The organism is Achromobacter maghribensis, assembly GCF_057334215.1.
Genome location: NZ_JBHFII010000017.1, coordinates 156995 through 183149 on the forward strand (window position 1 = coordinate 156995; position 26155 = coordinate 183149).

At 64.1% G+C, this 26155-nt stretch carries 22 protein-coding genes; 7 read left to right on the forward strand and 15 right to left on the reverse strand.

Annotated elements, in window-relative coordinates:
- Nucleotides 1-13: 13 nt before the first annotated feature.
- From ACE039_RS07565 to ACE039_RS07595, 7 genes are all read right to left on the reverse strand, one after another.
- A complete protein-coding gene (locus ACE039_RS07565; RefSeq protein WP_448713060.1) occupies nucleotides 14-1066 on the reverse strand; it encodes a glycosyltransferase in 1053 nt (350 codons plus the stop codon).
- Between the two features lie 44 nt (nucleotides 1067-1110).
- Nucleotides 1111-2322 (reverse strand): glycosyltransferase family 2 protein, encoded by a 1212-nt coding sequence (locus tag ACE039_RS07570; RefSeq protein ID WP_448713062.1) that lies wholly within the window; start codon nucleotides 2320-2322, stop codon nucleotides 1111-1113.
- A gap of 12 nt (nucleotides 2323-2334) precedes the next feature.
- Nucleotides 2335-3528, reverse strand: coding sequence for an O-antigen ligase family protein (locus ACE039_RS07575; protein ID WP_448713063.1), 1194 nt, complete (start codon nucleotides 3526-3528; stop codon nucleotides 2335-2337).
- Nucleotides 3525-4970, reverse strand: a complete 1446-nt coding sequence (locus ACE039_RS07580) for a flippase (RefSeq protein WP_485822024.1) — start codon at nucleotides 4968-4970, stop codon at nucleotides 3525-3527. The genes ACE039_RS07575 and ACE039_RS07580 overlap by 4 nt, the downstream gene beginning before the upstream one ends.
- Before the next feature lie 188 nt (nucleotides 4971-5158).
- Nucleotides 5159-6061, reverse strand: coding sequence for a Wzz/FepE/Etk N-terminal domain-containing protein (locus tag ACE039_RS07585; RefSeq protein ID WP_448713066.1), 903 nt, complete (start codon nucleotides 6059-6061; stop codon nucleotides 5159-5161).
- 511 nt (nucleotides 6062-6572) lie between these two features.
- On the reverse strand, nucleotides 6573-7094 hold the full coding sequence (ssb, locus tag ACE039_RS07590; protein WP_169273366.1) for a single-stranded DNA-binding protein: 522 nt from the start codon (nucleotides 7092-7094) through the stop codon (nucleotides 6573-6575).
- 302 nt (nucleotides 7095-7396) lie between these two features.
- Nucleotides 7397-8581 (reverse strand): MFS transporter, encoded by a 1185-nt coding sequence (locus ACE039_RS07595; RefSeq protein WP_313457093.1) that lies wholly within the window; start codon nucleotides 8579-8581, stop codon nucleotides 7397-7399.
- Between the two features lie 192 nt (nucleotides 8582-8773).
- On the opposite strand from ACE039_RS07595, the gene uvrA reads away from it, so the two are divergent.
- Together uvrA and ACE039_RS07605 are read left to right on the forward strand one after the other, a co-directional pair.
- Complete coding sequence (uvrA, locus tag ACE039_RS07600; RefSeq protein ID WP_448713067.1) at nucleotides 8774-11629, forward strand: excinuclease ABC subunit UvrA; 2856 nt, start codon at nucleotides 8774-8776, stop codon at nucleotides 11627-11629.
- 54 nt (nucleotides 11630-11683) lie between these two features.
- A complete protein-coding gene (locus ACE039_RS07605) occupies nucleotides 11684-12346 on the forward strand; it encodes a glutathione S-transferase N-terminal domain-containing protein (protein ID WP_485822025.1) in 663 nt (220 codons plus the stop codon).
- 16 nt (nucleotides 12347-12362) lie between these two features.
- Here the strand turns inward: ACE039_RS07605 and ACE039_RS07610 are convergent, their stop codons facing one another.
- Nucleotides 12363-13265 (reverse strand): LysR family transcriptional regulator, encoded by a 903-nt coding sequence (locus ACE039_RS07610; RefSeq protein WP_485822026.1) that lies wholly within the window; start codon nucleotides 13263-13265, stop codon nucleotides 12363-12365.
- 113 nt (nucleotides 13266-13378) lie between these two features.
- On the opposite strand from ACE039_RS07610, the gene ACE039_RS07615 reads away from it, so the two are divergent.
- Complete coding sequence (locus tag ACE039_RS07615; protein WP_485822063.1) at nucleotides 13379-14380, forward strand: tripartite tricarboxylate transporter substrate binding protein; 1002 nt, start codon at nucleotides 13379-13381, stop codon at nucleotides 14378-14380.
- Between the two features lie 32 nt (nucleotides 14381-14412).
- A complete protein-coding gene (locus ACE039_RS07620) occupies nucleotides 14413-15606 on the forward strand; it encodes a M20 aminoacylase family protein (protein ID WP_485822064.1) in 1194 nt (397 codons plus the stop codon).
- A 17-nt stretch (nucleotides 15607-15623) separates the two neighbouring features.
- Here the strand turns inward: ACE039_RS07620 and ACE039_RS07625 are convergent, their stop codons facing one another.
- From ACE039_RS07625 to ACE039_RS07635, 3 genes are read right to left on the reverse strand one after another with little or no spacing between them, the layout of a single operon-like run.
- The gene (locus ACE039_RS07625) at nucleotides 15624-16751 is read right to left on the reverse strand and encodes a deoxyguanosinetriphosphate triphosphohydrolase (RefSeq protein ID WP_313457103.1); all 1128 of its coding nucleotides are present in this window, start codon (nucleotides 16749-16751) and stop codon (nucleotides 15624-15626) included.
- A gap of 24 nt (nucleotides 16752-16775) precedes the next feature.
- A complete protein-coding gene (aroB, locus tag ACE039_RS07630) occupies nucleotides 16776-17852 on the reverse strand; it encodes a 3-dehydroquinate synthase (protein WP_105555745.1) in 1077 nt (358 codons plus the stop codon).
- Nucleotides 17849-18490, reverse strand: a complete 642-nt coding sequence (locus ACE039_RS07635; RefSeq protein ID WP_485822027.1) for a shikimate kinase — start codon at nucleotides 18488-18490, stop codon at nucleotides 17849-17851. The genes aroB and ACE039_RS07635 overlap by 4 nt, the downstream gene beginning before the upstream one ends.
- Nucleotides 18491-18604: 114 nt before the next feature.
- Between ACE039_RS07635 and ACE039_RS07640 the strand changes: the two genes are divergently transcribed.
- A complete protein-coding gene (locus tag ACE039_RS07640) occupies nucleotides 18605-21049 on the forward strand; it encodes a penicillin-binding protein 1A (RefSeq protein ID WP_105555743.1) in 2445 nt (814 codons plus the stop codon).
- Between the two features lie 51 nt (nucleotides 21050-21100).
- Here ACE039_RS07640 and cyaY read toward each other — a convergent pair whose 3' ends face one another.
- The gene (gene cyaY / locus ACE039_RS07645; RefSeq protein WP_105555742.1) at nucleotides 21101-21430 is read right to left on the reverse strand and encodes an iron donor protein CyaY; all 330 of its coding nucleotides are present in this window, start codon (nucleotides 21428-21430) and stop codon (nucleotides 21101-21103) included.
- Nucleotides 21431-21485: 55 nt separating this feature from the next.
- Between cyaY and lptM the strand changes: the two genes are divergently transcribed.
- Nucleotides 21486-21644, forward strand: coding sequence for an LPS translocon maturation chaperone LptM (gene lptM / locus ACE039_RS07650; RefSeq protein ID WP_448713094.1), 159 nt, complete (start codon nucleotides 21486-21488; stop codon nucleotides 21642-21644).
- Nucleotides 21641-22933: a diaminopimelate decarboxylase gene (gene lysA, locus ACE039_RS07655; protein ID WP_485822028.1), complete on the forward strand. Its 1293-nt coding sequence runs from the start codon at nucleotides 21641-21643 to the stop codon at nucleotides 22931-22933. Before lptM ends, lysA begins: the two co-directional genes overlap by 4 nt.
- Before the next feature lie 63 nt (nucleotides 22934-22996).
- On the opposite strand, the gene ACE039_RS07660 is transcribed toward lysA, so the two are convergent.
- The 3 genes from ACE039_RS07660 to ACE039_RS07670 form a co-directional block, all read right to left on the reverse strand.
- Nucleotides 22997-24463, reverse strand: a complete 1467-nt coding sequence (locus tag ACE039_RS07660) for a serine/threonine-protein kinase (protein WP_485822029.1) — start codon at nucleotides 24461-24463, stop codon at nucleotides 22997-22999.
- A gap of 26 nt (nucleotides 24464-24489) precedes the next feature.
- A complete protein-coding gene (gene tagF, locus ACE039_RS07665; RefSeq protein ID WP_485822030.1) occupies nucleotides 24490-25206 on the reverse strand; it encodes a type VI secretion system-associated protein TagF in 717 nt (238 codons plus the stop codon).
- Nucleotides 25207-25218: 12 nt separating this feature from the next.
- A partial coding sequence (locus ACE039_RS07670) for a type VI secretion IcmF C-terminal domain-containing protein (protein WP_485822031.1) occupies nucleotides 25219-26155 on the reverse strand: 937 nt, incomplete at its 5' end.

The window sequence follows — 26155 nt, forward strand, 5'->3', positions numbered from 1 at the left end:
TGTTCGCAGCGCCTTACTGACCCACCTCGGGCAACAGTTGCTTCCAAAACTCCTGCGGCGTGTACGGGACCAGCGGGCTTTCGGTGACGCCCAGGAATCGTTTAACGGCACGTGCGATAGACACGGGAGATCCCGCGTCAAAGGTCTGGGCCGGAACGCAGACATCGCGCACGTAATCGAGTTCAGGCGCCAGGATCGGCAGCCCCATATGCATCGCTTCGATAAGCGGCAAGCCAAACGATTCAGCCGAAGATGGAAACACAATCGCCTTCGACTTTCCATAAAGCGCCAGCACTTCTTGGTGTGGCATTTGGCCCAGATCCGTTATCCGAAGGCCGGCATCGGCGGCGGACTGCTCGACTTCCTGCCGGAGTTCGCCATCGCGGACGCTCAACGTCAAGGCCAATGACGGACGCAAGCCATCCTGCGCAAGCAGCCGCCACGCCTCAACCAATATCCGATGATTCTTGTGCGGCACGCCGTCCGCCACATATACAAAATCCCATTCCGCGGAATGCCGGGTGGCGTCAGACGGGGCGGGCAGCTCATCCAGGAACGGCAGCACGCGGACCACGGGCTCTCCGTTCGGCGATACGCCGAACCACCGAATAAGGTCTCGCGCCATCGACGGCGTCTGCACGATGTATTCCGCAACGCGCCGTCGGCAAAATTTGCCGATGCGGCGTTCGATCTCTTGCCGTATGGCGCTTGGACGCAAAGACCACCGTGAACCGGCTCCGTCACTCAAATAAAGCCGATTCTGCAAGAACACTACGATGCGTCCGCGGTTGGGCAACAAAGGAGGCAACCCATGGAAGCAGAAAACGGTATCGCCCTTTTTTGCTTCTTTGCGCAGTTGCCAGCCGGCGTTCATGCGGGACCGAATTGAAGGCTCGACCCAGTGGACCTTGGCGCTGGCAGGAATAACCACCAGCGTCTGCGCGCGGGCGTCAAGATAGGCGACCATAGGACGTCCGACGGGCCAGTCGGCTAACAAGGCGCGCAGTAGAACGACGCCTCCCCCCGTATGCACATTGGGCGCGTAAAGAATCATGCTGGCGGTCACTGCTCAACTCTCCAAATACGGCATTTCACCTGTCGCCGGGACGCTCACTTCGGTTTGCTTTCCAGCGCCTTGTCCCAGCTCCAATGCCGGTTTTCCATATGCGCCCTGAGTACCGCCGGCGCCAGGTCCACCCTGTCGATACCGCCCTTGTACTCCCGCCCCCCCGCGACTGTCGGCTTCATCGCGCGACGCAGGAGTTTAATCAGACGCTCTTTACGGAATCGCATCTTCTCGGCGGAAACCTTCTTCAGGAAGTCTGCTTCCGGCACGCCCGCGATCTTGGCGGCCCTGGGTATCGCTTCCGCGATCTCGTTCGCGTACTCCTTGTGCAACACCTCGCACACGGCAATCAGCCGGGCGAAGTTGAAGCGCGGCACGTTGGCTGGCGCGATCTTGGCGATGGTCTCCAACGCGGCGTGTGCCCATACCGTTTCGACCGAGAAGAACCGCGGCACACCTTCGCTCCACCCTGCGGATTCAAACGCTTTAGTCTGCGACTCCTGGCCCAATTTCCCCTTGTGCTGGTTCATCGCGCTGCGACCCGTATTGCTGCCGCCGGAAGCGCCCGGAATGGTCAGGGGGTAATCAATTTCGACGAAACGGTCCGTACACAGCGCAAGGCCGATCGCGCCGGACACATCCGGGCTGGACCCATGGAAGTAGGCTCCAGACAGTTGTTTTGCTTTCTCAAGAACGCTCCGGCGCACGACCCCGTGGTAGATTTTCGGCAGTCCGTCTGTCCCCTGGGCGGCATTCGCCAAGGCCTGTGTCACGCTGTCCGACGATTGGCGGATGTGCACCGGCCCGATCCGGCTCGGCAGGTACAACCGCCCGGCATGCCCTGCGCCGAAGTGCCGCGACCGGAAATCGGGCCAAACGTAGTTCGACATGACGGTTGGCGCGATCACGTCGATTTGATGCGCCTTCGCCCATTCTGCGGCCAGGAGCAAGTCTTCGGTGATCGTATCGTCATCGCCAATAAGACACACGAACTCGCCCGTCGCCGCGGCGATGGCGTAATTGTGGTTCCCTGTCATATCCAGGCGCTCAGCAGGACGCAAATACTTGAACCGCGGATCCGCGCCAAGCGAACTTCCGTTCTGCTGGACGAGCGCCTCCAGTGCCCCATCCGTGCTGGTATCGCTGACCACAAGCTCCAGCTTTTGGCTTTTTATCGCCAGGATGGATTGAATCGCATGAAACGCATACTGCGAGCGGTTATGCGTAGGGATTGCGATAGAGAGCAGAGTTTCCATGATTTGGGTAGATTAATTCGGGATTTTTGGTGTGCTGACCAAGGCAGGCGACGACGCCTGCCTCAAGGCCAGAATCAGCATATAAGCAAGCAAGACTTCAAACGCCGCTGAACCGACCAGTGGTTCGAACAGTCCGAATACCTGCAGTACGACAAACGCCACGCGCAGGTATCTGAACCAGGGAGCGGTCAATTCCGCACGGCGTAGCCGGACATAAATTTCCCTGATGTACAACACATACAGGCCGGTGCCCAGCAACCCATAGTTCAGCAGCATCTGAATAATGGAATTGTGCGCACCCCATACATTCTCGACACCTGGATTTAGTTCCACGAATGTCCTGAACGTGTTCGGACCTATGCCGAATAACGGGTGCTGAATCCACAAGTCAAAACCGAACGACCAGAGCAATAGTCGATTGATGATCGAGAGCACTTCACCCTGATACGGCCCCGCAAGCGCCGCAATGGAATGCTGATGGTCGACTGAGACAAGCAGCGTCGCAGCAAGAAACATGGCCAGCGGTCCGGCCCAAACGAGCCACAGCATTCTCCACTTCGCCATCTGCAGCGCGACGAGGAACAGCAGGAACATCAGCGCGCCGCCCCGCGACATTGTGCAAAATACCGCAATCGCGAACAGCAAAGCCAGCGCACGCTGTTTCGCCAGCGCCAACGCAAAGAGGAAAATCAAAAAAGCAGCCAGGTAATTCGAGCGCCCCAGCGGGGTCTCGATAAGCAGCTTTTGTTCGTAGTAGCCGCCAGGGCTCATCACGGCAACGACAAACAGGGCTATCGCCATGACAGCCAGCACAACGCCTCCCGCCAGCATCATTCCAACCGCTCGTTCCACGGCGATATAGCGATAGAACTGGGCATAGACCATCAAGATGCAAATCGCGTACAGAAGCGGCAATGTTCCCGCAACTCCTCGCAGAAGGGCACCCTCGGGCGTCAATACCAGCCCCACCATCCCAAAGAACAATGTACCGATCAGCAGCAGGACTGATGACGGTATCACGATGCGCGCAAGCGCCATGCACAACAGCAGCAACGGAAACACAATGAACATCCCCATCGGGACCGTCATTGTGCTTTCTCCGACCGGCAACTGCAGGTCACCCACGAACAACAGGAAGAACGGCAACAGGATAAGGAATATCCCTGCCTGGACGTCATATCGGGATGACAGCGCGTCTTGGCTCACGCACGCACCTCCGGCCGGCCACGGAAGCCCGTCAGGTATGCGATCAATAGGACCAGAGCGACGACACCTGCCACCCATGCGGCGCGAGCCATCATGCCGGGCAGGGCGACTCCGGCGAACCCCACTACCGCGAACAGCGAGATCAGCAGCACATTCCTGCTGGACCCTGAGAACATTGATCTGTTCAATGCGACCTTTGCCCCCCAGAACATCAGGACTGCATCAATGGCCACGCGGAGAAACCACGCGATGGCTGCCCCCGTCAAACCATAATGGCGCGACAAAACAACCAGCGAAATCAGAAACAACGGGGCTTCGATGACATGAATGACCGCCGTCAAATGCGATCGTCCCGCGCCCTGGATGACAGTAAATGGAATTTGGGCGATGCATGTGATGAACATGCCCGCCGAGAAAATCTGCAAAAGCACATAACTCTGCGAAGCGAAGGCCTCGCCTACCCACAGCACAAGAAGTTCTTTGGAAAATATGGCAATGGCCGCAGTGACGGGCAGCAACGCCAGGAATATCCAGACCACCGCTTTCCGTATTAAAGATATCGCAGCTTCGTCCCGACGCGCGATTTGCGCGGCGAGGGTCGGAAACAACACGGCGGTCAGCGCATTCGGCAAAATCGACAGTTTGGTAATCAGTTCCTGGGGCGTAACGTAATAAGCGACCGCAGCCGAGGACAGCACGGCACCAACGATGAACCGGTCGGCGTAGCTCATCAACGGACTGACAACGTTGCTGACCGTCATCCAGCCGCCGGAACTGCACAACGGCCGGATCAGCGTCCTATCGAAGTGCAGCCTGCCAGCGTCGTCCGGCAACACGCGCCTGGCGTACCAGGCATGGAGCACACAGGTAACGACACGTCCGCCAGCCAGAACGACGGTTATCACATCAAGCCGGGGTGTGCCATACATCACAACCGCCAGGGGCCCGAGGAAGGTCAATAATCCCATCGGGAGCCGAATGATATTGACGATTGCGAACGCGTGCCGCGCCTCGAGTATTCCTCGGAAACCGGATGTCAGTACGACAGTAGGCATGGCGAGAGCCATGATCCAAATCGCGTTGATCGCTTCCTGCCGATCTGGGATGGACTGGATAAATCCTAGCCCCCAAGGGCCAAGCGCCGCCATCAAGACGCCTGCCACCACGCCAAAGATCGCAATCACCGTTATAGCGGTCACGACCAGCGCGCCGACGCGGTGGCGTTCTTTGCCCGCAAGCATTACCGCCAGTTGCTGAGTCAGGGCCCGCCCCAATCCCAAATCGAACAAACTCAAATAGCTGACAACGGCCCAGATCAGCGTCAATAGCCCGAATCTGGCATCGCCCAGCTCTTTGATCAGCACGGGAATGCTGAATACCGCCACGACGAGCGGCAGCCCGAGGCCCATCAAGTTATAGAGGGAATGTCTGACTAGTTTCACGAGCCAACCAAGCAAAGTTCATTACGCGCAACGCCAAAATCGTTGTCGGCCCTTTTTCCCGTTCTATCAGTGGGACGGGAATTATTGGCGGCTCGACAGGATTCTGGCGTTGCCACAAGTCGCATATTGCCGTGCCCCAGACTGACAAGAAGGTGGAAACCTTCCAAGAACGGCCGGGACATTCAACGTCAGCGCAATCGATCCAATCGGGTTGTCTTGCGGAAAATAGAAAATACGAATCCACAGAAAAAACCAACTGCCAAACCGACAAGCAAGAAGAGTTTGAGTTTCGGCGAAGCCGGCCGGTCATCGATTTCCAATTGGGAAATAACCGTGGGATACAAATTGGTCGGAAAAACACGGCGGTCCAGATCGCGCTGGACTTTCCGCAATGACTCGATCAATGCGGCACTGTTCTGGACTTGCGCGGTCAGGACCGAAGCGGAAAGCAATTGCGCATCCTGCGGTTGCTGTTGCACCTTTCCGAATTCCTTCGTCAGACGGTCATACGTCAATTCCGCCGCGGCGAGTTCGTTCTGGTTTTTTTCCTGAGCCGACTTCAATTCTGCCTTCAGCACCTCGGGAACCCGGTTATGCGCGGCATAAAGCTGTTGCGTCAAGGCGTCCGCATACTTCTTCAACTGCTCACGCGAATAACCGAGAAATTCCACCTTCAGAAAATCGGTCCCCGCGATGTCGTTCGGCCTTAATGAACTACGGAACAGTCTGACTTCCGGCGGCTCACCCTCGCCAGCGTCCACATCGGCATACCCCGTTGATTTAATTACTGCATCAACGAATTCCTTGCTTCGAATCCGATATGCAGTCTGGCTGACTCCTTCGATAAGCGTGCTGTCGCGCTCCGCGCTTGCGGACACTTTACCAACCTGAACGAGGAGCCGAGCTTGCCATTTCGGGGTTGCATAAAAATAGGCGCCTATTGCACAGACGCCTCCCAACAACGCCGCAAGGCACAATATCTTCCAGTTACGGAACATATTTCCAATAAAGTCCATCGGGAATATATCTTCAGACTTCACTGCCGAGGCCGCGGCACCATCGCCCTTCCGGGAGTAATTCTCATCCTGCATAAATATCCTTTGCTTGGCGACGCCCCTGCCCCTTTGGTGACAGGCTTGGTGCTGTCACTTTTCCGCAACACTCGTTTAATCGAGAAAAGCGTAGCAGTGAGATAACCAGCCGGCAAGTAACGTTTAGATTATTTGGTTAAACAGAAAGCATGGAAAGACACGCCCAGCACGCCGGAATCGCAACGATATAAATTTGCTGCAACATAACGATACGCAAACGTTTCCGCGCGCTGACGTACTTCATAGTGCGTACCGGGAGAGTTGTACACAACTAGATATTTTTTGTAATTGGAATGGTACTACCCGAGCCGCGTGTGTGTCTTCATATGGACACGTCGCGATCGGAAGTCGCGATCCGGCGCGGTCAATCTGGAACATGTGGGCGACAGCCCTGGATGCTGGCCGCGTCGGAACCACGCGGGCTTGGCATCGAAGTGTTCTTTTGCGGGGGAAGAGGCAGAACGGCCGCGTTGCCGATGCAACTCTGGCGGCCGTTTCTTTGAATGCTTGCTTAGAACGGAATATCGTCGTCCATATCTGCCAGGTTGGCGCCGCTGCTGGCCGGAGCCGCTGCGGGAGCCGGGCGCTGTTGGGGCGCCGGGCGTTGCGCCGGAGCGCGTTGCTGCTGCGGACGCGACGGTGCGTCGTCGTAGCCACCACCACCGCCGAAGCTTGCGCCACCGCCGCCGCCGTCTTCGCGGCCGCCCAGCATTTGCATCTGGTCAGCCACCACTTCGGTGCTGTAGCGGTCAGCGCCGGTGTCCTTGTCTTGCCACTTGCGCGTCTTCAGGCGGCCCTCGATGTAGACCGAGCGGCCCTTCTTCAGATATTCGCCGGCGATTTCAGCCAGGCGGTTGTACATGACGACGCGGTGCCATTCGGTTTCTTCGCGCTTTTCGCCGCTGGCCTTGTCCTTCCAGGACGAAGTGGTGGCAATCGACATGTTGCAGATTGCCGCCCCGTCGGGGCTGTAGCGGACTTCCGGGTCGCGCCCCAGATTGCCCACGAGAATGACTTTGTTAACCGATGCCATGCCGTTGTCCCTCTGTTGTTGACAGCCTGCGCCTGTGCGTTGCCGCGAGCGCGCCGGCAACAACATAAAAAGCGATGTTGAAGACCGGCTTCATGAAACACGCCGGTCATCGCAATGATGACCGGCGACGCCGGGTGAAGCCCTAATTTGGTACGTATTATCGACGAAAAGCGCCCGCCGCGCCAAACGCCATTGGTGACAAATCCGCCCGGCCTGGAAAACGAATTCGGGGCCGTTGGCAGGCGAAGACGGCACAATCAGCGACGGTTCCGGGCAGTCGGGGACGCATCCCCCGCGAAGACTCAGGCCAGGGGCCGAAGTGCCCACGTCACGGCCAGCCAGACCGCGGACAGCACGGCCGCGCCGATGAAGACGGCGCTTGCGCCCGAGTGCGACGCCAACCATCCCCCCAGCGCGCCGCCTGCGAACAGGCCGGCCGCCTGGGCGGTGTTGTAGAAACCAAGCGCCAGGCCCTTGTAGGCCTGCGGGGCCACGCGCGACACCAGCGACGGTTGCAGCGCTTCCAGTACGTTGAAGGCCACGAAGAATCCCGTCAGCGCGATGGCCAGCGTGTAGAAACCGTGACTGGCCGCCGGCAACAAGGCGCACACCACCACCAGGCCCGCCACGGCCGCGCGCAAGGCGCCCCGGTGGGCGCGGCGCTTTTCGGCGACGAAAACCACGGGCACCATCAGCACGAACGACACCAGGATGACGGGCAGATAGACCTTCCAGAGTTCGCGCGCGTCCAGGCCGCCAACTTTGGCCAGCAGGGCCGGCACCACGACGAACAGCGACACCTGGATCAAATGCAGGACGAACACGCCAAAATTCAGGCGCAGCAGATCGCGGTGGGTCAGGACTTCACGCGCGTTGGCCCCCTGCATGGTGCGCGCCTGCGTGCGCGGCACCACCGGCACGACAAAGCGCGCGACGGCCAGGCAGACGACGCCCAGACAGGCGATGGTCCAGAACAGGCCCGACAGGCCCCACCAGCCCACCAGCACGGGAGACAGGACGAGCGACACGGCAAACGACAGGCCGATCGACCCGCCCACCATGGCCATGGCGCGCGTGCGCACCTCGTCGCGGGTAGCGTCGGCCAGCCAGGCGGTAACGGCGGCGGAAATGGCGCCCGCCCCCTGGATGGCGCGACCGATGGTGATCCAGTAGACGTCCGTCGCCTGGGCGCACACGATGCTGCCCGCCACGAACAGCAACAGGCCGAAAAGCACGACCGGGCGCCGGCCCCAGCGGTCGGAGGCCAGTCCGAATGGGATCTGCATGAACGCCTGGGTCAGCCCGTACATGCCCAGCGCCAGGCCCACCCGGGCGGGGTCGTTGCCGCCCGGCAACCCGGCGGCCGCCACGGCGAACACCGGCAGCAGCAGGAACAGCCCCAGCATCCGCGCGGCGAACAGGCCGGCCAGCGCGATGCTGGCGCGGCGCTCGGAAGGGGTCAATTTCAGTCTGGTATCTGCCGGCATGCGGAAATTTCAACAATGACAAGGGCGGGCGCGCGTGAATGTCACACGCTCACGGTCTGATCTAGCGGTGCCGCGCCGGACCCGGTTCAGTGCAACTTGACGGACTACCCTGAACACGGGGGGATTCGGCGCGCTATAGTACCAAGTTGGCCTTTGAAACCGCTTAAAAGAGCCTATGGACGCCCGACCGACGTGACAATACGCATCCGGGGTGCACGCACCCACAATCTTAAGAACGTCTCGCTGGACCTGCCTCGCCACAAACTGGTGGTCGTGACCGGCCTGTCCGGTTCGGGCAAGTCGTCGCTGGCGTTCGATACGCTGTATGCGGAGGGCCAGCGACGTTACGTGGAAAGCCTGTCCGCGTATGCCCGCCAATTTCTCCAGCTGATGGACAAGCCGGACGTGGACCTGATCGAAGGCCTGTCGCCGGCCATCTCGATCGAGCAGAAGGCTGCGGGGCATAATCCGCGCTCCACGGTCGGCACCATCACCGAGATTCACGACTACCTGCGCCTGCTGTACGCACGCGTGGGCACGCCCTACTGCCCGGACCATGGCTTGCCGCTGCAAGCGCAAAGCGTCAGCCAGATGGTCGACGCCGTGCTGGGCTGGACGCCCGAGACGCGCTTGGCCGTGCTGGCGCCCATCGCGCGCGGCAAGAAAGGCAGCTTCGAGGACGAATGCGCCAGCCTGCAAGCGCAAGGCTACGTGCGGCTGCGCATCGACGGGCAACTGGTGGAGATCGACGGCATGGCGCCGTTGAAGAAAACCGAGAAGCACGATATCGACGTCGTCATCGACCGGCTGCGCATCAAGCCCGAAAGCAAGCAGCGCCTGGCGGAGAGCTTTGAAACCGCCCTGCAACTGGCCGACGGCCGCGCGCTGGCGCTGGACATGGACAGCGAACGCGAACAGGTCTTCTCCAGCCGCTACGCCTGCCCGGTGTGCAGCCACAGCTTGCCGGAACTGGAGCCGCGGCTGTTCAGCTTCAACAACCCGATGGGCGCCTGCCCCAGTTGCGACGGCATCGGCCAGGTGGGCTTCTTCGACCCCAAGCGCGTCGTCGCCTTCCCGGAACTCAGCCTGGCCGCAGGCGCGATCCGCGGCTGGGACCGCCGCAATGCGTTCACGCATTCGCTGCTGGCAAGCCTGGCGGCGCACTACGAATTCGACATCGAGGCCCCTTTCGAAGAGCTGCCCGAAGCGCTTCGCGACAAGGTCCTGTACGGCTCCGGCGAAGAAGAAATCTCGTTCCTGTACCTGAACGAGAAAGGCCGCAGCACGGTCAAGCGTCACACGTTCGAAGGCGTCATCCCGAACCTGGAGCGCCGCTGGCGCGAAACGGATTCGGCCACGGTGCGCGAAGAACTGGGCAAGTACCGCAATATCAAGACCTGCCCGGACTGCGCCGGTTCGCGCCTGCGCCCCGAAGCGCGCAATGTGCTGATCGGCCACGATCCGCGCGGCGGCGAACGCCATGGCCAGGCCATCTATGAAGTCGAAGCCATGCCGCTGTCCGCCTGCCTGGCCTGGTTCCGCGACCTGAACCTGACCGGCGCCAAGCAAGAGATCGCGCAGCGCATCGTCCGTGAAATCGAAGCGCGGCTCAGTTTCCTGAACAACGTCGGCCTGAACTACCTGTCGCTGGACCGCAGCGCCGACACGATCTCGGGCGGCGAAGCGCAGCGCATCCGGCTGGCCAGCCAGATCGGCTCGGGGCTGACCGGCGTGATGTACGTGCTGGACGAGCCCTCCATCGGCCTGCACCAGCGCGACAACGACCGCCTGATCGGCACCCTGCAGCACTTGCGCGACCTGGGCAACAGCGTCATCGTCGTCGAGCATGACGAAGACATGATCCGTATGGCCGACTGGGTCGTGGACATGGGGCCCGGCGCGGGCGAACACGGCGGCGAAGTCGTGTCGCAAGGCGATCCCGACACCGTGCAGCGCGACCCGAATTCGCTGACGGGCCAGTACCTGAGCGGCGCGCGCGAGATCGCGATCCCGCCGCGCCGGCCGGTCAACGACGAACTGCCCTGGCTGACCCTGACCGGCGCCAGCGGCAACAACCTGAAAGACGTGGAACTGCGCATTCCGGCCGGACGGCTGGTCTGCGTGACGGGCGTGTCGGGATCCGGCAAGTCCACGCTCGTCAACGACACGCTGGCGGTCGCGGTATCGCGCCAGCTGCACCATGCGCAAAGCGAGCCCGCCCCCTACGTGTCCATGCAGGGGCTGGAGAACTTCGACAAGATCATCAGCGTGGACCAAAGCCCCATCGGCCGCACGCCGCGCAGCAATCCTGCCACGTACACGGGCCTGTTCACGCCCATCCGCGAACTGTTCGCCGGCGTGCCGGAAGCGCGCACGCGCGGCTACGACCCCGGCCGATTCAGCTTCAACGTCAAGGGCGGGCGCTGCGAAGCCTGCCAGGGCGACGGCGTGGTCAAGGTCGAAATGCACTTTCTGCCTGACATGTACGTGCCTTGCGACGTCTGCCACGGCAAGCGCTACAACCGCGAAACGCTCGAGATCCGGTACCGCGGCCGCAACATCAGCGAAGTGCTGGACCTGACGGTCGAGCAGGCGCTGGAGTATTTCGACTCCGTGCCGGCCATTTCCCGCAAGCTGCACACGCTGATCGACGTCGGTCTGTCTTATATTCGTCTGGGCCAAAGCGCGACCACGCTGTCGGGTGGCGAAGCGCAGCGCGTGAAGCTGTCGCTGGAGCTGTCGCGGCGCAGCACCGGACGCACGCTGTACATCCTGGACGAGCCCACCACCGGCTTGCATTTCCGCGATATCGAGCTACTGTTGCAAGTGCTGAACCAACTGGTGGACAGCGGCAACACCGTGCTCATCATCGAACACAACCTGGACGTCATCAAGACGGCCGACTGGTTGATCGACATGGGTCCGGAAGGCGGCGACGGCGGCGGCTACGTGGTGGCGCAAGGCACCCCAGAAGACGTCGCGGCGGCAGAAGCCAGCCACACCGGTCAGTACCTGGGCAAGCTACTGCGCCGCAACGCAGGAAGATGACCCGCCCCTTGAATCCAACACCCGCAACACCCCTGCGTAAGGAAGAAATACGGCATGTACACCTTGATCATCGCCAACAAGAACTACTCGTCGTGGTCCTTGCGTCCGTGGATCGCGCTGCGCGCCACGGGGGTTGCCTTCACTGAGCAAAAGCTGGGATTCTTCACCGAAGCGTTCACGCGCCAGGTGGGCGCGGTGTCGCCCGCCGGCCTGGTGCCGGTGCTGCTGGACGGAGATTTCGCCGTCTGGGATTCGCTGGCCATCTGCGAATACGTGGCCGAACAGCGCCCCGAAGCGCGGCTATGGCCTGAAGACGCGAAGGCGCGTGCCCGCGCCCGTTCGCTGGCGGCGCAGATGCACAGCGGTTTTTCCGCGATGCGACAGGCCATGCCGATGAACATCGAAGCGCATCTGCCCGGCATCGACCTGCCCGAAGCCGCCAAGCAGGACATCTCTCGGCTGCAAGCCATCTGGCACGATACACGGGCCGAGTTCGGCCAGGGCGGCCCGTTCCTGTTCGGCGCCTTCTCCATTGCGGATGCCTTCTTCGCGCCGGTCGTGTCGCGCTTCACCACTTACGGCATCGCGGCCGCCGGCCCCGTGCGCGACTACATGGACGCGGTGCTGGCGCTGCCGGCCATGCAGGAATGGATGCGCGACGCGCGCGCGGAAGCCACGTTCGTTCCCGAAGACGAGCCCTACCGCAAGCATCGCTAACGCGGCATTCACGCCATCAATCGTGCAGCCGCTGAGCCATGAACGCGCGCAGCAGCGCCATCGCGGGCGCTTCGGTCCGACCAGTCAGGGTCACCAGCGCGAACAGCGCGTGACTGCGCAGTGGCGGATCGCTAGGTAGTTCCATCAGCTCGCCGGCCGCGATACCGACGCGGGCAGCGCCCACGATCCCCAAAAACACCGCGTCGGAGACGCGCACCGCCTCAAGCAGGCTGCCGATCTCGTCGCAACGCAGGCGCACCGACACACGCGGATCCGGTTCGATGCCGAAATGCTCGATCAGGATCCGCTCGGTGTCGGCGGCAAGAAAAGTGGATGCCAGCGGATAGGCCGCGATCTCGGCGAAACGAGGCGGCCGCGCTTGGCGGGCCAAAGGATGCGCACGGCGGCAGATGAAGCCCGCACGCATCTGCGAGACAGGTTCGATACGCAGATCCGCCGCGGGAGCGATGCCCCGGGTATCCACCACCAGCGCATCCAGGCGCCGCTCGCGCAGCAGCGCCAGATGCGCCTCTAGCGGCCCGCGCATAAGCTCCAGGTGCAATTGGGGATGGCGCTGCGCGACATGCGTCAGCAGCGGCGTCATCAGCATCGCGCCGGGCCCCGAGCCCAGGCCGATGCTGATCGTCCCCTGGTCCCCGTGAGTCAGAAGCTCGGCGCTGCGGCGCAGTTCAGCGGATTCGAACAGGATGCGCCGGGCCCGGCCGGCCACGGTCAGGCCCAACGGGGTCAGCTCGGTGCGCTTTCCCATGCGGTCCAGCAGCAAGCCGCCCAGGTCTTCCTCCAGCAGGCGCACGCTGCGGCTCAGCGCCGATTGCGTCAGATGCAGGTGATCGGCCGCGCGGCTGAATGAGCCCGCTTCGGCCACGGCCAACAAGTGTTCGAGCTGCTTGAGGTTCATGCCTTGGTATGAGTTTTTTTTCTAGCTTCCAGAATAACAATTCGTTAGACAACTAGCGAGGCCTGTCCCTAGCATGCGGATCACAATCACATCACAAGGGGAAACTCGTGAGCATGCTTTCCGATTACCTGCGCCCGGCGGCGCGCGCCTTGGCGTTGGGCGCGGCGCTGCTGGCCCAGGGGGCCCAGGCGGCGGACTATCCCAGCCGGCCCGTCATGATGATGGTGCCCTACCCGGCCGGCGGCACGTCCGATGCCATTGCCCGCCTGGTGGCGCCCCCGGTATCGAAGACGCTGGGCCAGCCCGTGCTGGTCGAGAATCTGGGCGGCGTCAGCGGCGCGCTGGGTGCGCAGAAGGTCCTGGCGGCCAAGTCCGACGGCTACTACCTCTTCCAGGGGTCGCCCAATGAACTGATCCTGTCGCCCCTGGCCAACCCTGCGGTCAAACTCAAGAGCGAAGACTTCCGGCTGGTGCAGATGATCGGCCTGGCGCCACTGGTGATCGTGGCGCGCAGCGACCTGCCGGCCAACAGCGCCGACGAACTGGCCGCGTTGGCGCGCTCGCGCTCGGCGTCGCAGCCCCTGACTTTCGGCAGCGTGGGCGTCGGCTCCCTTTACCACGTGCTGGGCGAACACCTGGCCCGCACCCTGGGCGTCACCATGGTCCACGTGCCTTACAAAGGCGGCGCGCCGCTGATGCAGGACATCGGCGGCGGCCAGGTCGATCTGGCCATCCTGCCGCTGTCACAGCAGCAGATGGCCTTGGCCGAACAGGGCCGCGTCAAGCTGCTGGCCACGCTGGACCCGCAGCGCAGCCCACTTCCTTCCCTGACCGCAGTGCCATCGGTGAATGAAGGCGAACAGTTAAAGGGCTTTAACTTCACCACGTGGACCGGCTATTTCGTAAAGCGCGACACCCCCGAAGACGTCGTCCTGCGCCTGCACGCGGCGCTTAACAACGCCATGCAGGACCCCGCCGTGAAACGCGGGCTGGAATTCCAGAACATCAAGGTGTCGGAACCGATGAGCGCGGACGCCGCGGAAGCGATGTACCGCGCCGAAACCAGCCGCTTTCGCGAGATCTCGCGCCGCGTGGAACTGACCGATAAACCATGACCGCGGCACTTAACAACAAGGAACGACCCGCCATGCATCCGATCCTGCAGACCCTCACCGCCCAGGCCGACGAGTTCATCGCGATCCGGCGGGACATCCATCGCCATCCCGAGCTTGGCTTCCAGGAATTTCGCACCAGCGACCTGGTGGCGCAATGCCTGACGCAATGGGGCTATGACGTGGAACGCGGCTTGGGCGGCACAGGCGTCGTGGGGCAATTGCGACGCGGCAACGGCGGCAAGCGCCTGGGGCTGCGCGCCGATATGGACGCGCTGCCCATCCAGGAGGCCACCGGCCTGCCGCACGCCAGCGGCAACGAAGGCGTCATGCATGCGTGCGGCCACGACGGTCACACGGCGATGCTGCTGGCGGCGGCCCACCACCTGGCTCGGCACGGCGATTTCGACGGCACGCTGAACCTGATCTTCCAGCCTGCGGAGGAAGGCCTGGGCGGCGCCAAGCGCATGATGGAAGACGGGCTGTTCGCGAAGTATCCCTGCGACGCCATCTTCGCCATGCACAACATGCCCGGCCACCCGCAAGGCCGCCTGCTGCTGCGCGACGGCCCCACCATGGCCTCGTCCGACAACGTCACCATCGTGCTGGAAGGCGTGGGCGGCCACGGCGCCGTGCCGCATCGCGCCGCCGATCCCGTCGTCGCCGGCGCGGCGATCGTGATGGGGTTGCAGAGCATCGTCGCCCGCAATATCGATCCGCTGCACATGGCGGTGATCACCGTCGGCGCATTCAACGCCGGCCGCGCCAACAATGTCATCCCGCAGACCGCCACGCTGAAGCTCAGCGTGCGCGCGCTGGACCGCGACGTGCGCGATACGCTGCAGGCGCGCATCACCGAGCTGGTCCACAACCAGGCTGCCAGCTACCAGGTGCAGGCAACGATCGACTACGGCCGCGGCTATCCGGTGCTGGTGAACACCCAGGCGGAAACCGATTTCGCGCGGCGGGTGGCGGTAGAGCTTGTCGGCGCCGACAACGTGGATCCGCAGACGCGGCCGCTGACGGGCAGCGAAGACTTCGCCTTCATGCTGGAAGACGTGCCCGGTTCTTACCTGCTGGTTGGCAACGGCGACGGCTCGGCGGACGGCTTCAACAGTGGGCATGGCGCCTGCATGGTCCACAACCCGGGCTACGATTTCAACGATCACAGCCTGCCCGTGGGCGCGGCGTACTGGGTCTTGCTGACCCAGCGCTATCTGGCGCCCTGACGCGCGCCCTGCCCGGCCTACGCCATCTGGAACAGGCGCTTGTGTTCGCGGATGGCGTAGCGGTCGGTCATGCCGGCGATGTAATCGGAGATGGCACGGGCCTGGTCATTGAAGGCCGGGCGGCGGTAATCCGGCGGAAGCAGGCGCGGGTCTTCCAGAAAGGCCGCGAACAGTTCGCGCACGATGCGGCGCGCCTTGGTGGTCATGCGCAGCACCCGATAGTGCCGGTACAGGTTTTCGAACAGGAACTTCTTCAGCGCATCGGCCTCGCGGCGGATGTCGTCGGAAAACCCCGCTAGCGGCGGTGCGTGGCGCACATCGTCGACGCTGGCCGGCGCGGCGTCGCGGATGCGCGCCAGCGACGTCTGCGTCAGGTCCACGATCAGCGTATTGATCATGCGGCGGATGGTCTCGGCCACCGCGCGGCGCGAGGCCAGGCCCGGATAGCGGTCCAGCACGCAGGCGTGGTGGCGTTCGAAGATCGAGACTTCTTGCAGCTGTTCCAGCGTGATCAGCCCGGAGCGCAGGCCGTCGTCGATGTCGTGGTTGTTGTAGGCCACCTCGTCCGCCAGGTTGGCCAGTTGCGCTTCCAGCGATGGCTGCGTGCGGTTCAGGAAGCGTTCGCCCACATCGCCCAGCTGGCGCGCATGCGCGGCCGAGCAGTGCTTCAGGATGCCTTCCCGGGTTTCAAAGCAGAGATTCAACCCATTGAAGTCCGCATAGCGTTCTTCAAGCTCGTCGACCACGCGCAGGCTTTGCAGATTGTGCTCGAAGCCGCCGGCCTCGGGCGCCAGTTCTCGCATGCACGCGTTCAGCTCGTCCTGGCCGGCGTGGCCGAACGGGGTGTGGCCAAGGTCGTGCGCCAGCGAGATAGCTTCGGTCAGGTCTTCGGACAGCCCCAGGCTGCGAGCCAGCGTGCGCGCAATCTGCGCCACTTCCAGGCTGTGGGTCAGGCGGGTCCGGAACAGGTCGCCTTCGTGGTTCACGAAGACCTGCGTCTTGTATTCCAGGCGCCGGAAAGCGCCCGAATGCACGATGCGGTCGCGATCGCGCTGAAATTCCGTCCGATTCTCGGGCGGCGGCTCGGCATAGGTCCGGCCGCGCGATTGAGACGGGTCGGATGCGTAGGAAGCCAGTTCTTTCATCTGCAACACCGTCTCCGGTCGCCGTTATTGGGTGGTGCGGGCCAGGACGGCGCGCACCGCGTCGTCCGGGGCAGCCTGCATGAAGGCTTCGCCGATGCGCGGCATGAGCACGTAGCGGATCGAACCGCCCTCGGTCTTCTTGTCCACCTGCATCAGGTCCAGCCAGCGGTCGGCGCCCAGGTCGGGGGCCACCACCGGGCAACCGATGGCCGCCACCAGCGCGCGCACGCGGCCGACGTCGGCGCGGTCGAAGCCGGCCACGTCCGCCGACAATTCCGCCGCCTGCACCATGCCGCAGCCCACGGCTTCGCCATGCAGCCACGCGCCATAACCCAGGCCGGATTCGATGGCATGGCCAAAGGTATGGCCCAGGTTCAGGATGGCGCGCAGGCCGGACTCGCGTTCGTCCTTGCCCACCACCTGCGCCTTCAGTTCGCAGGAACGGCGGATGGCGTAGGCGATGGCCTGCGGGTCCAGGGCGCGCAGCTGCTGCACGTTGTCTTCGCACCAGGTCCAGAAGGCCGGGTCGAGGATCAGGCCGTACTTGATCACTTCAGCCAGGCCGGCGGACACTTCGCGCGCCGGCAGCGTGTTCAGCACATCCGTGTCGATTTCCACCGCCACCGGCTGGTAGAACGCGCCGATCATGTTCTTGCCCAGCGGATGGTTGACGGCGGTCTTGCCGCCCACCGACGAATCCACCTGGGCCAGCAGGGTCGTGGGCACTTGCAGGAAGCGCACGCCGCGCATGTACACGGCGGCAGCGAAGCCCGTCATGTCGCCGATCACGCCGCCACCCAGCGCCACCAGCACGCAGCGGCGGTCCAGGCGATGGGTCAGCAGGGCGTCGAATATCAGGTTCAGCGATTGCCAGTCCTTGTAGACCTCGCCGTCGGGCAGTTCGATGCGCAGCACCCGCTTGCCGGTGCGGGCAAGCGCCGCCTCGGCGCGTTCGCCGTACAGCGCCGCCACGGTGGGGTTGGTGACGACCGCGATCGCGGTGGCGTCGGCGGGAATGCATTGGTCCAGGGCATCGATGCGGCCGGGGCCGATATGGATCGGATAGCTTCCGCCCGGGGTGTCGACGTCAACAACGTTCATATACGCTTCTCAAAGGCTTGTAATTGCGGCAGCAGCGCCTTGACCAGGGTGTGGATGGGCGTCGAGCCGGTTTCCACCACCAGATCGGCGACTTCCTTGTAAAGGGGCTCCCGCAGGGTCATGAGGTCCCGCAGGGTGCCGCGAGGGTCGGCGGTGGCCAGCAAGGGGCGGTTGCGGTCGCGGCAGGTCCTGCGGAACAATTCGTCCACGCTGGCCCGCAGGTAGACGACGATTCCGCGTTCGTGCAGGCGCTGGCGGTTTTCCGCCGCCAGGATCGCGCCGCCGCCGGTGGCAAGAATAATGTTGCGCCGTTGGGTACACTCTTCCAAGGCGGCGGATTCACGGCGACGAAAACCGGTTTCGCCCTCGATTTCAAAGATTACCGGCACCCGCACGCCGCAACGCGCCTCGAGCTCATGATCCAGATCCATAAACTCGCGTCCCAACGCACGCGCCAGGCTCCGGCCGATGGTCGTTTTGCCCGCTCCCATCATCCCGACCAGGAAGACGGGCAGGTCGTGCGGCAACGACACGGTCTTGCCTGTGCACTCGACGGTGCAAGGCAGATTTTCAAGCCCCTCGTCGGAGGGCGCTGGGTCCGGATCAGCCTCCGGACATGAGTTGGCGGAAAAGTTCATGACGGCATTATCACATCTGCCGCCAGTTGCCCGCGCACCACATTGAACTATCTTGTTACAGAAACCGATCCCCCGCGCTAAGCCGGGCCCGGAGAGTCCCGTAAAATCGCCGCGATGAGCAAGCCCCAGAATTCCTCCAAGAAAGACAAGCCCGCCAAGAGCGGCTCCCCGATACTGCGATTCTTCGTGAAGGCCGGCATCTTCTGTGCCGGCCTGTTCCTGTGCGGCGTACTGCTGGCCGGGATGGCGTTGGCGCTGGCCTGGCCAAACCTGCCGGACCTGAATGCCATGACGGACTATCGCCCACGGGTGCCGCTGCGCGTCTACACGGCGGACCGCGTCCTGATCGGCGAATTCGGCGAAGAACGCCGCAACGTGCTGCGCTTCAATGAAATCCCGGACGTCATGAAGTCCGCGGTGCTGGCGGCCGAAGACGACCGCTTCTACCAGCACGGCGGGATCGACTGGATGGGCGTGGCGCGTGCCGGCCTGACCAACCTGATCAACATGTCGAAGACGCAGGGCGCCAGCACGATCACGATGCAGGTTGCGCGCAACTTCTACCTGTCGTCGGAAAAGACCTATTCGCGCAAGTTCTACGAGCTGCTGCTGACGTTCAAAATCGAATCCGAGCTCACCAAGGACCAGATCCTCGAGCTCTACATGAACCAGATCTACCTGGGTCACCGCGCCTACGGTTTCGCCGCCGCGTCGCGCGCCTACTTCGGCAAGCCGTTGTCGGAAGTGACCCCGGCCGAAGCCGCCATGCTGGCCGGCATCCCGAAGGCCCCGTCGCGCTTCAACCCGATTTCGAACCGCCCCCGCGCCGAATTGCGCCAGCGCTACGTGCTGGGCCGCATGCAATCGCTGGGCTACCTGACCGAGCCCGAATACAAGCAGGCGATGGCGCAGCCGATCGTCATGAAATCGGCGGAAGGCACGCCGGCTGGCGGCTATTCCATCCACGGCGAGTACGTGGCCGAACTGGCCCGCCAGCTGCTGTACAACGTGTACCAGGACAACGTCTATTCGCGCGGTATCAACATCTACACCACCGTGCAGTCCAAAGACCAGGAAGCGGCCTACCGCGCCGTGCGCGAAGGCGTGCTGGAATACACGCGCCGCGCACCCTACCCCGGCCCCGAAGAGCAGTTGGACCTGCCCCCGGGCACCGAGAACAATCCGGCCGCGCTGGACGAATTCCTGGACGGCGTGTTCGACAAGTTCAGCGACAGCGGCGACCTGCTGACCGCGCTGGTGCTGTCGGCCAGCCCGACCGAGGTGAAGCTGGCGCGCAGCTCGCGCGAAATCATTACCGTCACCGACAAGAAGGTGCTGGGCGTGGTGGCCCGTGCGCTGAACGACAAGGCCAAGCCCGAACAGCGCATCAAGCGCGGTTCCGTCGTGTACATCCGCAAGTTCGGCGACAACTGGGAAATCATCAACCTTCCGTCGGTGCAGGCGGCCTTCGTAGCGCTGGCCCCGCAGGACGGCGCCATCCGCGCCATGGTGGGCGGTTTCGACTTCTATCGCGGCAACTTCAACCGCGTGACGCAGGCGTGGCGCCAGCCGGGTTCGAACATCAAGCCCTTCATCTACGCGGCCTCGCTGGAACGCGGGCTGACGCCGGCCACGCAGATTTCCGACCAGCCGTTCGAACTGACCGCCGCGCAGACCGGGTCCAAGGCCTGGAACCCCAAGAACTACGGTAACCAGTACGAGCCCATGCTGACCCTGCGCCAGGGCCTGTACAAGTCCAAGAACATGGTGTCGATCCGCATCCTGCAAGCCATCGGCCCGCAGTACGCGCAGGACTACCTGACCCGCTTCGGGTTCGACAAGGCCCGTCAGCCGGCCGTGCTGCCGCTGGCGCTGGGCGCGGGGTCGGTCACGCCCCTGCAACTGGCCGGCGCGTTCTCGGTGTTCGCCAACGGCGGCTACCGCGTCACGCCCTACCTGATCGACCGTGTCACCGACAGCAACGGCAAGGTCATCATGCAATCCAAGCCCGTCGTGGCTGGCGACGCGGCCGCTCGCGCCATCGATCCGCGCACCGCCTGGATCATGGACGACATCCTGCGTGGCGTGGCTACCTACGGCACCGCGGCACGCGCCCGGGCCCTGCTCAAGCGCAACGACATCGCCGGCAAGACGGGCACCACCAACGAATCCGTGGACGCCTGGTTCTCGGGCTACACGCCGAACCTGGTGGCGACCTCGTGGCTGGGCTTCGACCAGCCCAAGTCGCTGGGTTCACGCGAGACCGGCGGCGGCGTCGCCATGCCGATCTGGGTCGACTACATGCAGGACGTGCTGAAGGGCGTGCCGGAAGAAAAGCCGCGCGCCCGGCCCGACGGCATCATCGTCGAGAACGGCGAGTTCTACTTCTCGGAATTCCCGCCCGGGCAAGCGGTGGCCCGCCTGGGGCTGGCGGAAGCCGACACGCTGGGTGAGTTCCTGCACGGCCTGGGCAGCAGCAACGAAGACACGAAGATCAAGGTTGCGCCAGGCGTCGGAACGCAAAACACCGCGCCCTGGTCGCAGAAGATCCCGTTCTAAAAAAATGGCCGGCCTTGATAGGCCGGCCTTTTTTTATCGGGGCGTTCGGGTTTACAGTTTCAGCGTCACGGGGACGCCCGCCGCGGCGGAGCAGATTTGGGACAAGGCGTCAGGCAATTGCGGGCCGCCTCGGGTATCGTTCCAATGCTGGCCGTCGTAGCGGTAGTGGAAGCCGCCGCTGCGCGCGGCCACCCATAGCTCCTGCATGGCGGCCTGGCTGTTCACCACGACGTGAGTATTGTCCTCGAACACCATCGTCAGCACATTACCGCTGCGGCTGGCTTCGACGTCAACGTCGAGCGAAGCCGCCCAGTCATCGGCCTGGCTTTCGATGCTGTCCAGCACCTGGTCGATCAACGCAAGAAATTCGGTTTCGGTCATAATCGAGCCTGCAAGAATTACGGAGTTCCCAGTGTTCCAATTGGCATTCAGCCGCATGGCTCTTCGCATTGTAGCCACGCTCTTGGCCTCCGGCATGGTTGCGGCCTGCGGATACAAGGGGCCTTTGTATATGCCGACGCCTGACGGCAAGCCGCCATCGCGCACGCCGACGCAGCCCACGCAGCAGATTCCACCGGCGCCGACGATCCCATGACGCCCGCCTATCCCGCGCAGCCAGACCTGGCCGGCCATCCCTACTTCCAGTACCGCAATAACGTACTGTACGCCGAGGACGTGCCGCTGGACCATCTGGCGCATGGGCTAGGCACACCGCTGTACGTTTATTCACGCGCCGCGCTGAAAGCGGCCTGGGAAACCTACCGCAGCGCGGTCGGGCAGCGCCCGGTGCTGGTCTGCTACGGCATGAAGGCCAATTCCAACCTGGCGGTGCTGAAGGAATTCGCGCGGCTGGGCGCCGGCTTCGACATCGTGTCCGGCGGCGAACTCAAGCGCGCGTTGGCCGCAGGCGCCGACCCGTCCAGGATCGTGTTTTCGGGCGTGGGAAAGCAGGCCTGGGAGATGCGCGACGCGCTCGTCGCCCAAGTAAAGTGTTTCAACATCGAATCCGTGGCGGAATTGCACCGGCTGTCGGAAGTGGCCGAAGACATGGGCCTGCGGGCGCCGGTGTCGCTACGGGTCAACCCCGACGTCGACGCGCAGACCCACCCCTATATCTCCACCGGCCTGAAAGAAAACAAGTTCGGCATCGCCATCGATGCGGCGCTGGACGCCTACCGCACGGCGCAATCCTTGCCGGGCCTGGACATCGTCGGCGTCGATTGCCATATCGGCTCGCAGCTGACCGACATCAGCCCCTATTTCGATGCGCTGGAAAAGCTGCTGGACCTGATCGACACGCTTGGCCGGGAAGGCATCCGGATCGCGCACCTGGATCTGGGCGGCGGCCTGGGCATCCGTTACGCGGACGAAACACCGCCGTCGCCCCGGGTCCTGCTTGACCGCGTCTTCGAACGGCTGAACGCACGCGGCCAGGGGCATCTGCACCTGGTGCTTGAACCGGGCCGCTCGCTGGTCGGTAACGCTGGCGTGCTGCTGACCACGGTCCAGTACCTGAAACATGCCGACGCGCGCAATTTCGCCATCGTCGATGCGGCGATGAACGACCTGCTGCGCCCGGCGCTGTACGACGCGTTCCACGGCGTGCGGGCCCTGCGGCCACGCGCGGACGAGCCTACCGTCTACGACATCGTCGGTCCGGTATGCGAAAGCGCCGACTGGCTGGCCCGGCAACGCCCCCTGGCGATTCAGCAGGGCGACGTGCTGGCGGTGGAATCGGCCGGCGCCTATGCCATGGCCATGGCCAGCAACTACAACGCGCGCGTCCGCCCGGCCGAAGTCATGGTCGATGGCGACAAGTACTACGTGGTGCGCCAGCGGGAAACCCTGGACGACCTGCTCAAGGGCGAGTCCACGCTGCCTTGAGCGGGCGTCGGCCGCGCCGGACGGGGCTTGCATCCGGCGGGCCATGCGCGCCTTTCCAATCGATCACTTGAACTCGTGCGTAATGATGGCGGGCCGGTTCGGCGCGACGGTCAGCGTCATGCTGTGGTCTCCCGCCGACGCGTTGCGCACCGTCACCTGGTAACGGCCCGGCGCCAGCGAAATCTCCCGCAACGGCGGGCTTACCCCGCGTGACCGGCCATTGATCAGCACCTCGCCCCACGGACGCACCGCCACGCGGACGACCACGGGCGCAGCTTTGGGCGGCGCCGGCGGCTCCGCAACCGGTGGCGGGGGCAAATCGGAGGTGCCGGCTGCAGCGGCCGGCCCAGCGCCCGGCGGACTGGCTTCGGAGGCGGATTCGGAGGCGGATTCGGGAGCGGGTTCAGGACTGGCTTCACGACGGGCTTCAGCGATCGGCTCGGCGACGGGTGGGACGGTCGCCGGCGCAGGCGCCGCAGCGACAGGAGGCGTCGATTGAGGCGTCGTTTGAGGCGCTGTCTGAGGCGCTGTCTGAGGCAAGGCCTGCGGCGACGCTTCGGGTCCGACAGGAGGCGCGCTGGGAGGCCCCTCCGGCGCCCGTGCGGGAGCCGGGGACGATGTCTGCGGCGTACCGGCCAATTGCACGGGAGGCGTCGTCATTCGGACCCAGGCATAACCTCCACCGGCCAGCAGCAGGGCAAGCACCACCAGCATCAACGGCAACATGCGCCTGCGGCGATCCGGGATTTCCGGCGGCGCCTGTGTCAACACACCAGCCGTTGAACGCGCCAGTGCGTCGTCATCGGCAGGACGCCCGTCCGTCGGCGACGCCGCGAGAGGGATGAAGGCGGGTTCGTCCGTGGGCGTGGGCGTGGGTGCGGGTGCGGGCGTGGGCTCAAACTCAGGCTCAAGCTCAGGCGTGGGCATGAGCGTGGCCGTGCTCTGCGCCGGCGGCAATGCCCCCATCGACGCGGCAAACGACGTCACGGTCGCGGGCCGGGCATGCATGGGCATGGCCAGGCCGCTGTCGATCGCGTCGCAAAACGCCTTGCCGTAGGCGTCCCCGCCCCAATCCCCCAGCGGCACGTAATCGTCGCGCACACGACGTGCCAGCGCGTTGGGCGGCGCGCTGCCGGTCGCCAGGAAATAGGCCAGCGCCGCCAGTCCGTGCACGTCGGTCCAGGGGCCGCAGGGATAGGCCGGGTCATCCGTGTATTGCTCGAACGCCGCATAGCCGGCTTGCCGGGGCGCGTCTTCCGCGTCGGGCGTCGGAGCCACCGGCGGCGTCGCCAGAAGGGGCTCTCCCGACGGGCCATGGACGACGGCCGCCGGGCAAATGCCGCCGTGCACCTGACCGGCCTCGTGCAAGGCCGCCAGCGGCACGGCCAGGCTGGCGACGATCCGGGTGATCGCGGCTTGTCGTGCCGGGCCGGGCGGCATGCGGATCAGCGCGTCCAGACCCGGTTCGCCCCGGGCGGCAAGGATGTCGGCCATCTCCGTGTCCGGCGGCACTGCAGAAGGTCTGGACATGTGCGGTCCTCCGGGGTCGAAAAGGGTCAGGGCCGCCACGTGGGCAGCGACGAGAACAATCGGGCGAACAAGGTGGCATTCAATGCGCCGCCATGGACGTAGGTCTGCAGCGCCGCGCCGTCCGCCTGATTGGTCCACCAATAGCTGGTGTGCGAACTGGGATTGAAACAAAACGGCAGGTCGGGCCACGCGCCCAGGGCACGGCGCGCCACGGGCGCGGAATCCGGCTCGCGCCCGGCACGCAGGATGTCCATGATGTCGTTGCCCGCTGGCGCGACGGCCTGGCGTGGCGCAGCGGAAGGCATGCGCACCTGCTGCAGGCTGCGGTCGAACTGTTCGGGCGCGCAACCATGGCGTACCGCGGCCAGCATGCTGGCGCCCACCTGGCGGTAATAGTCGCTGGCGCCGTCCAGGATGCTGCTGTGATACTGCGCGGGCGGCAATGCCACGACCACGCAGAGGGGATAGCCACGCCCCACCCGGTCGCGGCTGGGCGTAATGCAGCCCAATTGCGCCACGCCCGCCCCGGGCCCGGCCGGAATCGCGAAATTCCAGATCGGCGCCGAGGCGAAACTGCGCGCTGCCGCGGCGTCAGGCGCCTGCTTGAGCGCGACCAGCCCGAATTGCAGCCAGCGGTCCCACCAGGCGATCAATTCACGCGGCAAGCGCCGATGCACGAAATCGCCTGCGGCCGGGATCTTGCCGTACCAGCCTACCTGCCCGAACTCCAAGCCTAGCTCCATGTCCTGTCCTGGTCACGACGCGCCGGGGCAGGCAAAGCCCTGCATCTCGGCTAGATGAAAGGGGCTTTTAACGCTGCTGGCGGTAATCTCCAGCACCACCTTGCGGCCGCCCAGATCGAAGGTGGCCAAGGTGATCTCCGGCGAAGGGCCGCGTTGCAGCTGCGCGCGGTCCAGCATGCGGTTCAGCGCCCACGGGCCCGACGTCGTCATGCCTGCCGCGCCCACTTGCGGCGTCAATTCAATGCGCACCTGATTGCTTCCTCGTGGCCCCGGCCATTGCACCGTGGTGGCCACCTGCGGCCCGTGCGCGTAGCGCACCGACTGGCCATCCACATCCATCACGAACTGCGTAATGCCTGCGTCCATCTCGACAGGCCGGATGGCGACGCGATAGGACGGCATCGGGTTGCCTGCCATGAAATAGACATCCCGGATGACGCCCGCGCGCTGGAACGCGTCCAGCGTGGCGGAGTTGCCGCCCGACCGTCCATCGACGCCGGGCTTGAAGCGCCACCGCTGTCCCGAGACGTCGATCTGGGTCGCAAGATTCTTCTGGAAGAAGTCATCCATCATGCCGTTGGGCGCGAACAGGCGCGCCATGTCGTTAGGTGCCACGTCCCGCGTGGACCGGCTGGAAAACGGATAGCGCCCCGCCACCGACTGGCCGCAGAACACGCCGATGGTGGCCGACACGGTTTCACCCATGCGCGCCCTTGCCACATCGGACACTTCTCCCGATGCGTTCACGGACAGCGAATTGAGCACGTCGCGCAAGGGTCCGGGCAGCCGCCCGGCTTCGGCGCGCAGCTTCGTCACCGAATCCGAACTGGGCGCCGGACTGCCGCTGCGCAGCGCCGCATCCGCCGCCGTCAGATACGTGTAGAGCTCGTTGATCAGGCCCGTGGTCGCGGCGATGGGCGGCGCGGCCCCCGTGGCGCCGCCTTCGGCC

What these genes read in the sequence shown, in the direction of transcription:
- ssb (WP_169273366.1), bottom strand. Translation starts at nt 7,094, where the DNA reads ATGGCATCGGTTAACAAAGTCATTCTCGTGGGCAATCTGGGGCGCGAC.
- lptM (WP_448713094.1), top strand. Translation starts at nt 21,486, where the DNA reads ATGGCTCTTCGCATTGTAGCCACGCTCTTGGCCTCCGGCATGGTTGCG.
- ACE039_RS07585 (WP_448713066.1), bottom strand. Translation starts at nt 6,061, where the DNA reads ATGCAGGATGAGAATTACTCCCGGAAGGGCGATGGTGCCGCGGCCTCG.
- cyaY (WP_105555742.1), bottom strand. Translation starts at nt 21,430, where the DNA reads ATGACCGAAACCGAATTTCTTGCGTTGATCGACCAGGTGCTGGACAGC.
- ACE039_RS07620 (WP_485822064.1), top strand. Translation starts at nt 14,413, where the DNA reads ATGCATCCGATCCTGCAGACCCTCACCGCCCAGGCCGACGAGTTCATC.
- aroB (WP_105555745.1), bottom strand. Translation starts at nt 17,852, where the DNA reads ATGAACGTTGTTGACGTCGACACCCCGGGCGGAAGCTATCCGATCCAT.
- ACE039_RS07640 (WP_105555743.1), top strand. Translation starts at nt 18,605, where the DNA reads ATGAGCAAGCCCCAGAATTCCTCCAAGAAAGACAAGCCCGCCAAGAGC.
- ACE039_RS07635 (WP_485822027.1), bottom strand. Translation starts at nt 18,490, where the DNA reads ATGAACTTTTCCGCCAACTCATGTCCGGAGGCTGATCCGGACCCAGCG.
- lysA (WP_485822028.1), top strand. Translation starts at nt 21,641, where the DNA reads ATGACGCCCGCCTATCCCGCGCAGCCAGACCTGGCCGGCCATCCCTAC.
- ACE039_RS07625 (WP_313457103.1), bottom strand. Translation starts at nt 16,751, where the DNA reads ATGAAAGAACTGGCTTCCTACGCATCCGACCCGTCTCAATCGCGCGGC.
- ACE039_RS07570 (WP_448713062.1), bottom strand. Translation starts at nt 2,322, where the DNA reads ATGGAAACTCTGCTCTCTATCGCAATCCCTACGCATAACCGCTCGCAG.
- tagF (WP_485822030.1), bottom strand. Translation starts at nt 25,206, where the DNA reads ATGGAGCTAGGCTTGGAGTTCGGGCAGGTAGGCTGGTACGGCAAGATC.
- ACE039_RS07605 (WP_485822025.1), top strand. Translation starts at nt 11,684, where the DNA reads ATGTACACCTTGATCATCGCCAACAAGAACTACTCGTCGTGGTCCTTG.
- ACE039_RS07615 (WP_485822063.1), top strand. Translation starts at nt 13,379, where the DNA reads ATGCTTTCCGATTACCTGCGCCCGGCGGCGCGCGCCTTGGCGTTGGGC.
- ACE039_RS07610 (WP_485822026.1), bottom strand. Translation starts at nt 13,265, where the DNA reads ATGAACCTCAAGCAGCTCGAACACTTGTTGGCCGTGGCCGAAGCGGGC.
- ACE039_RS07660 (WP_485822029.1), bottom strand. Translation starts at nt 24,463, where the DNA reads ATGTCCAGACCTTCTGCAGTGCCGCCGGACACGGAGATGGCCGACATC.
- ACE039_RS07595 (WP_313457093.1), bottom strand. Translation starts at nt 8,581, where the DNA reads ATGCCGGCAGATACCAGACTGAAATTGACCCCTTCCGAGCGCCGCGCC.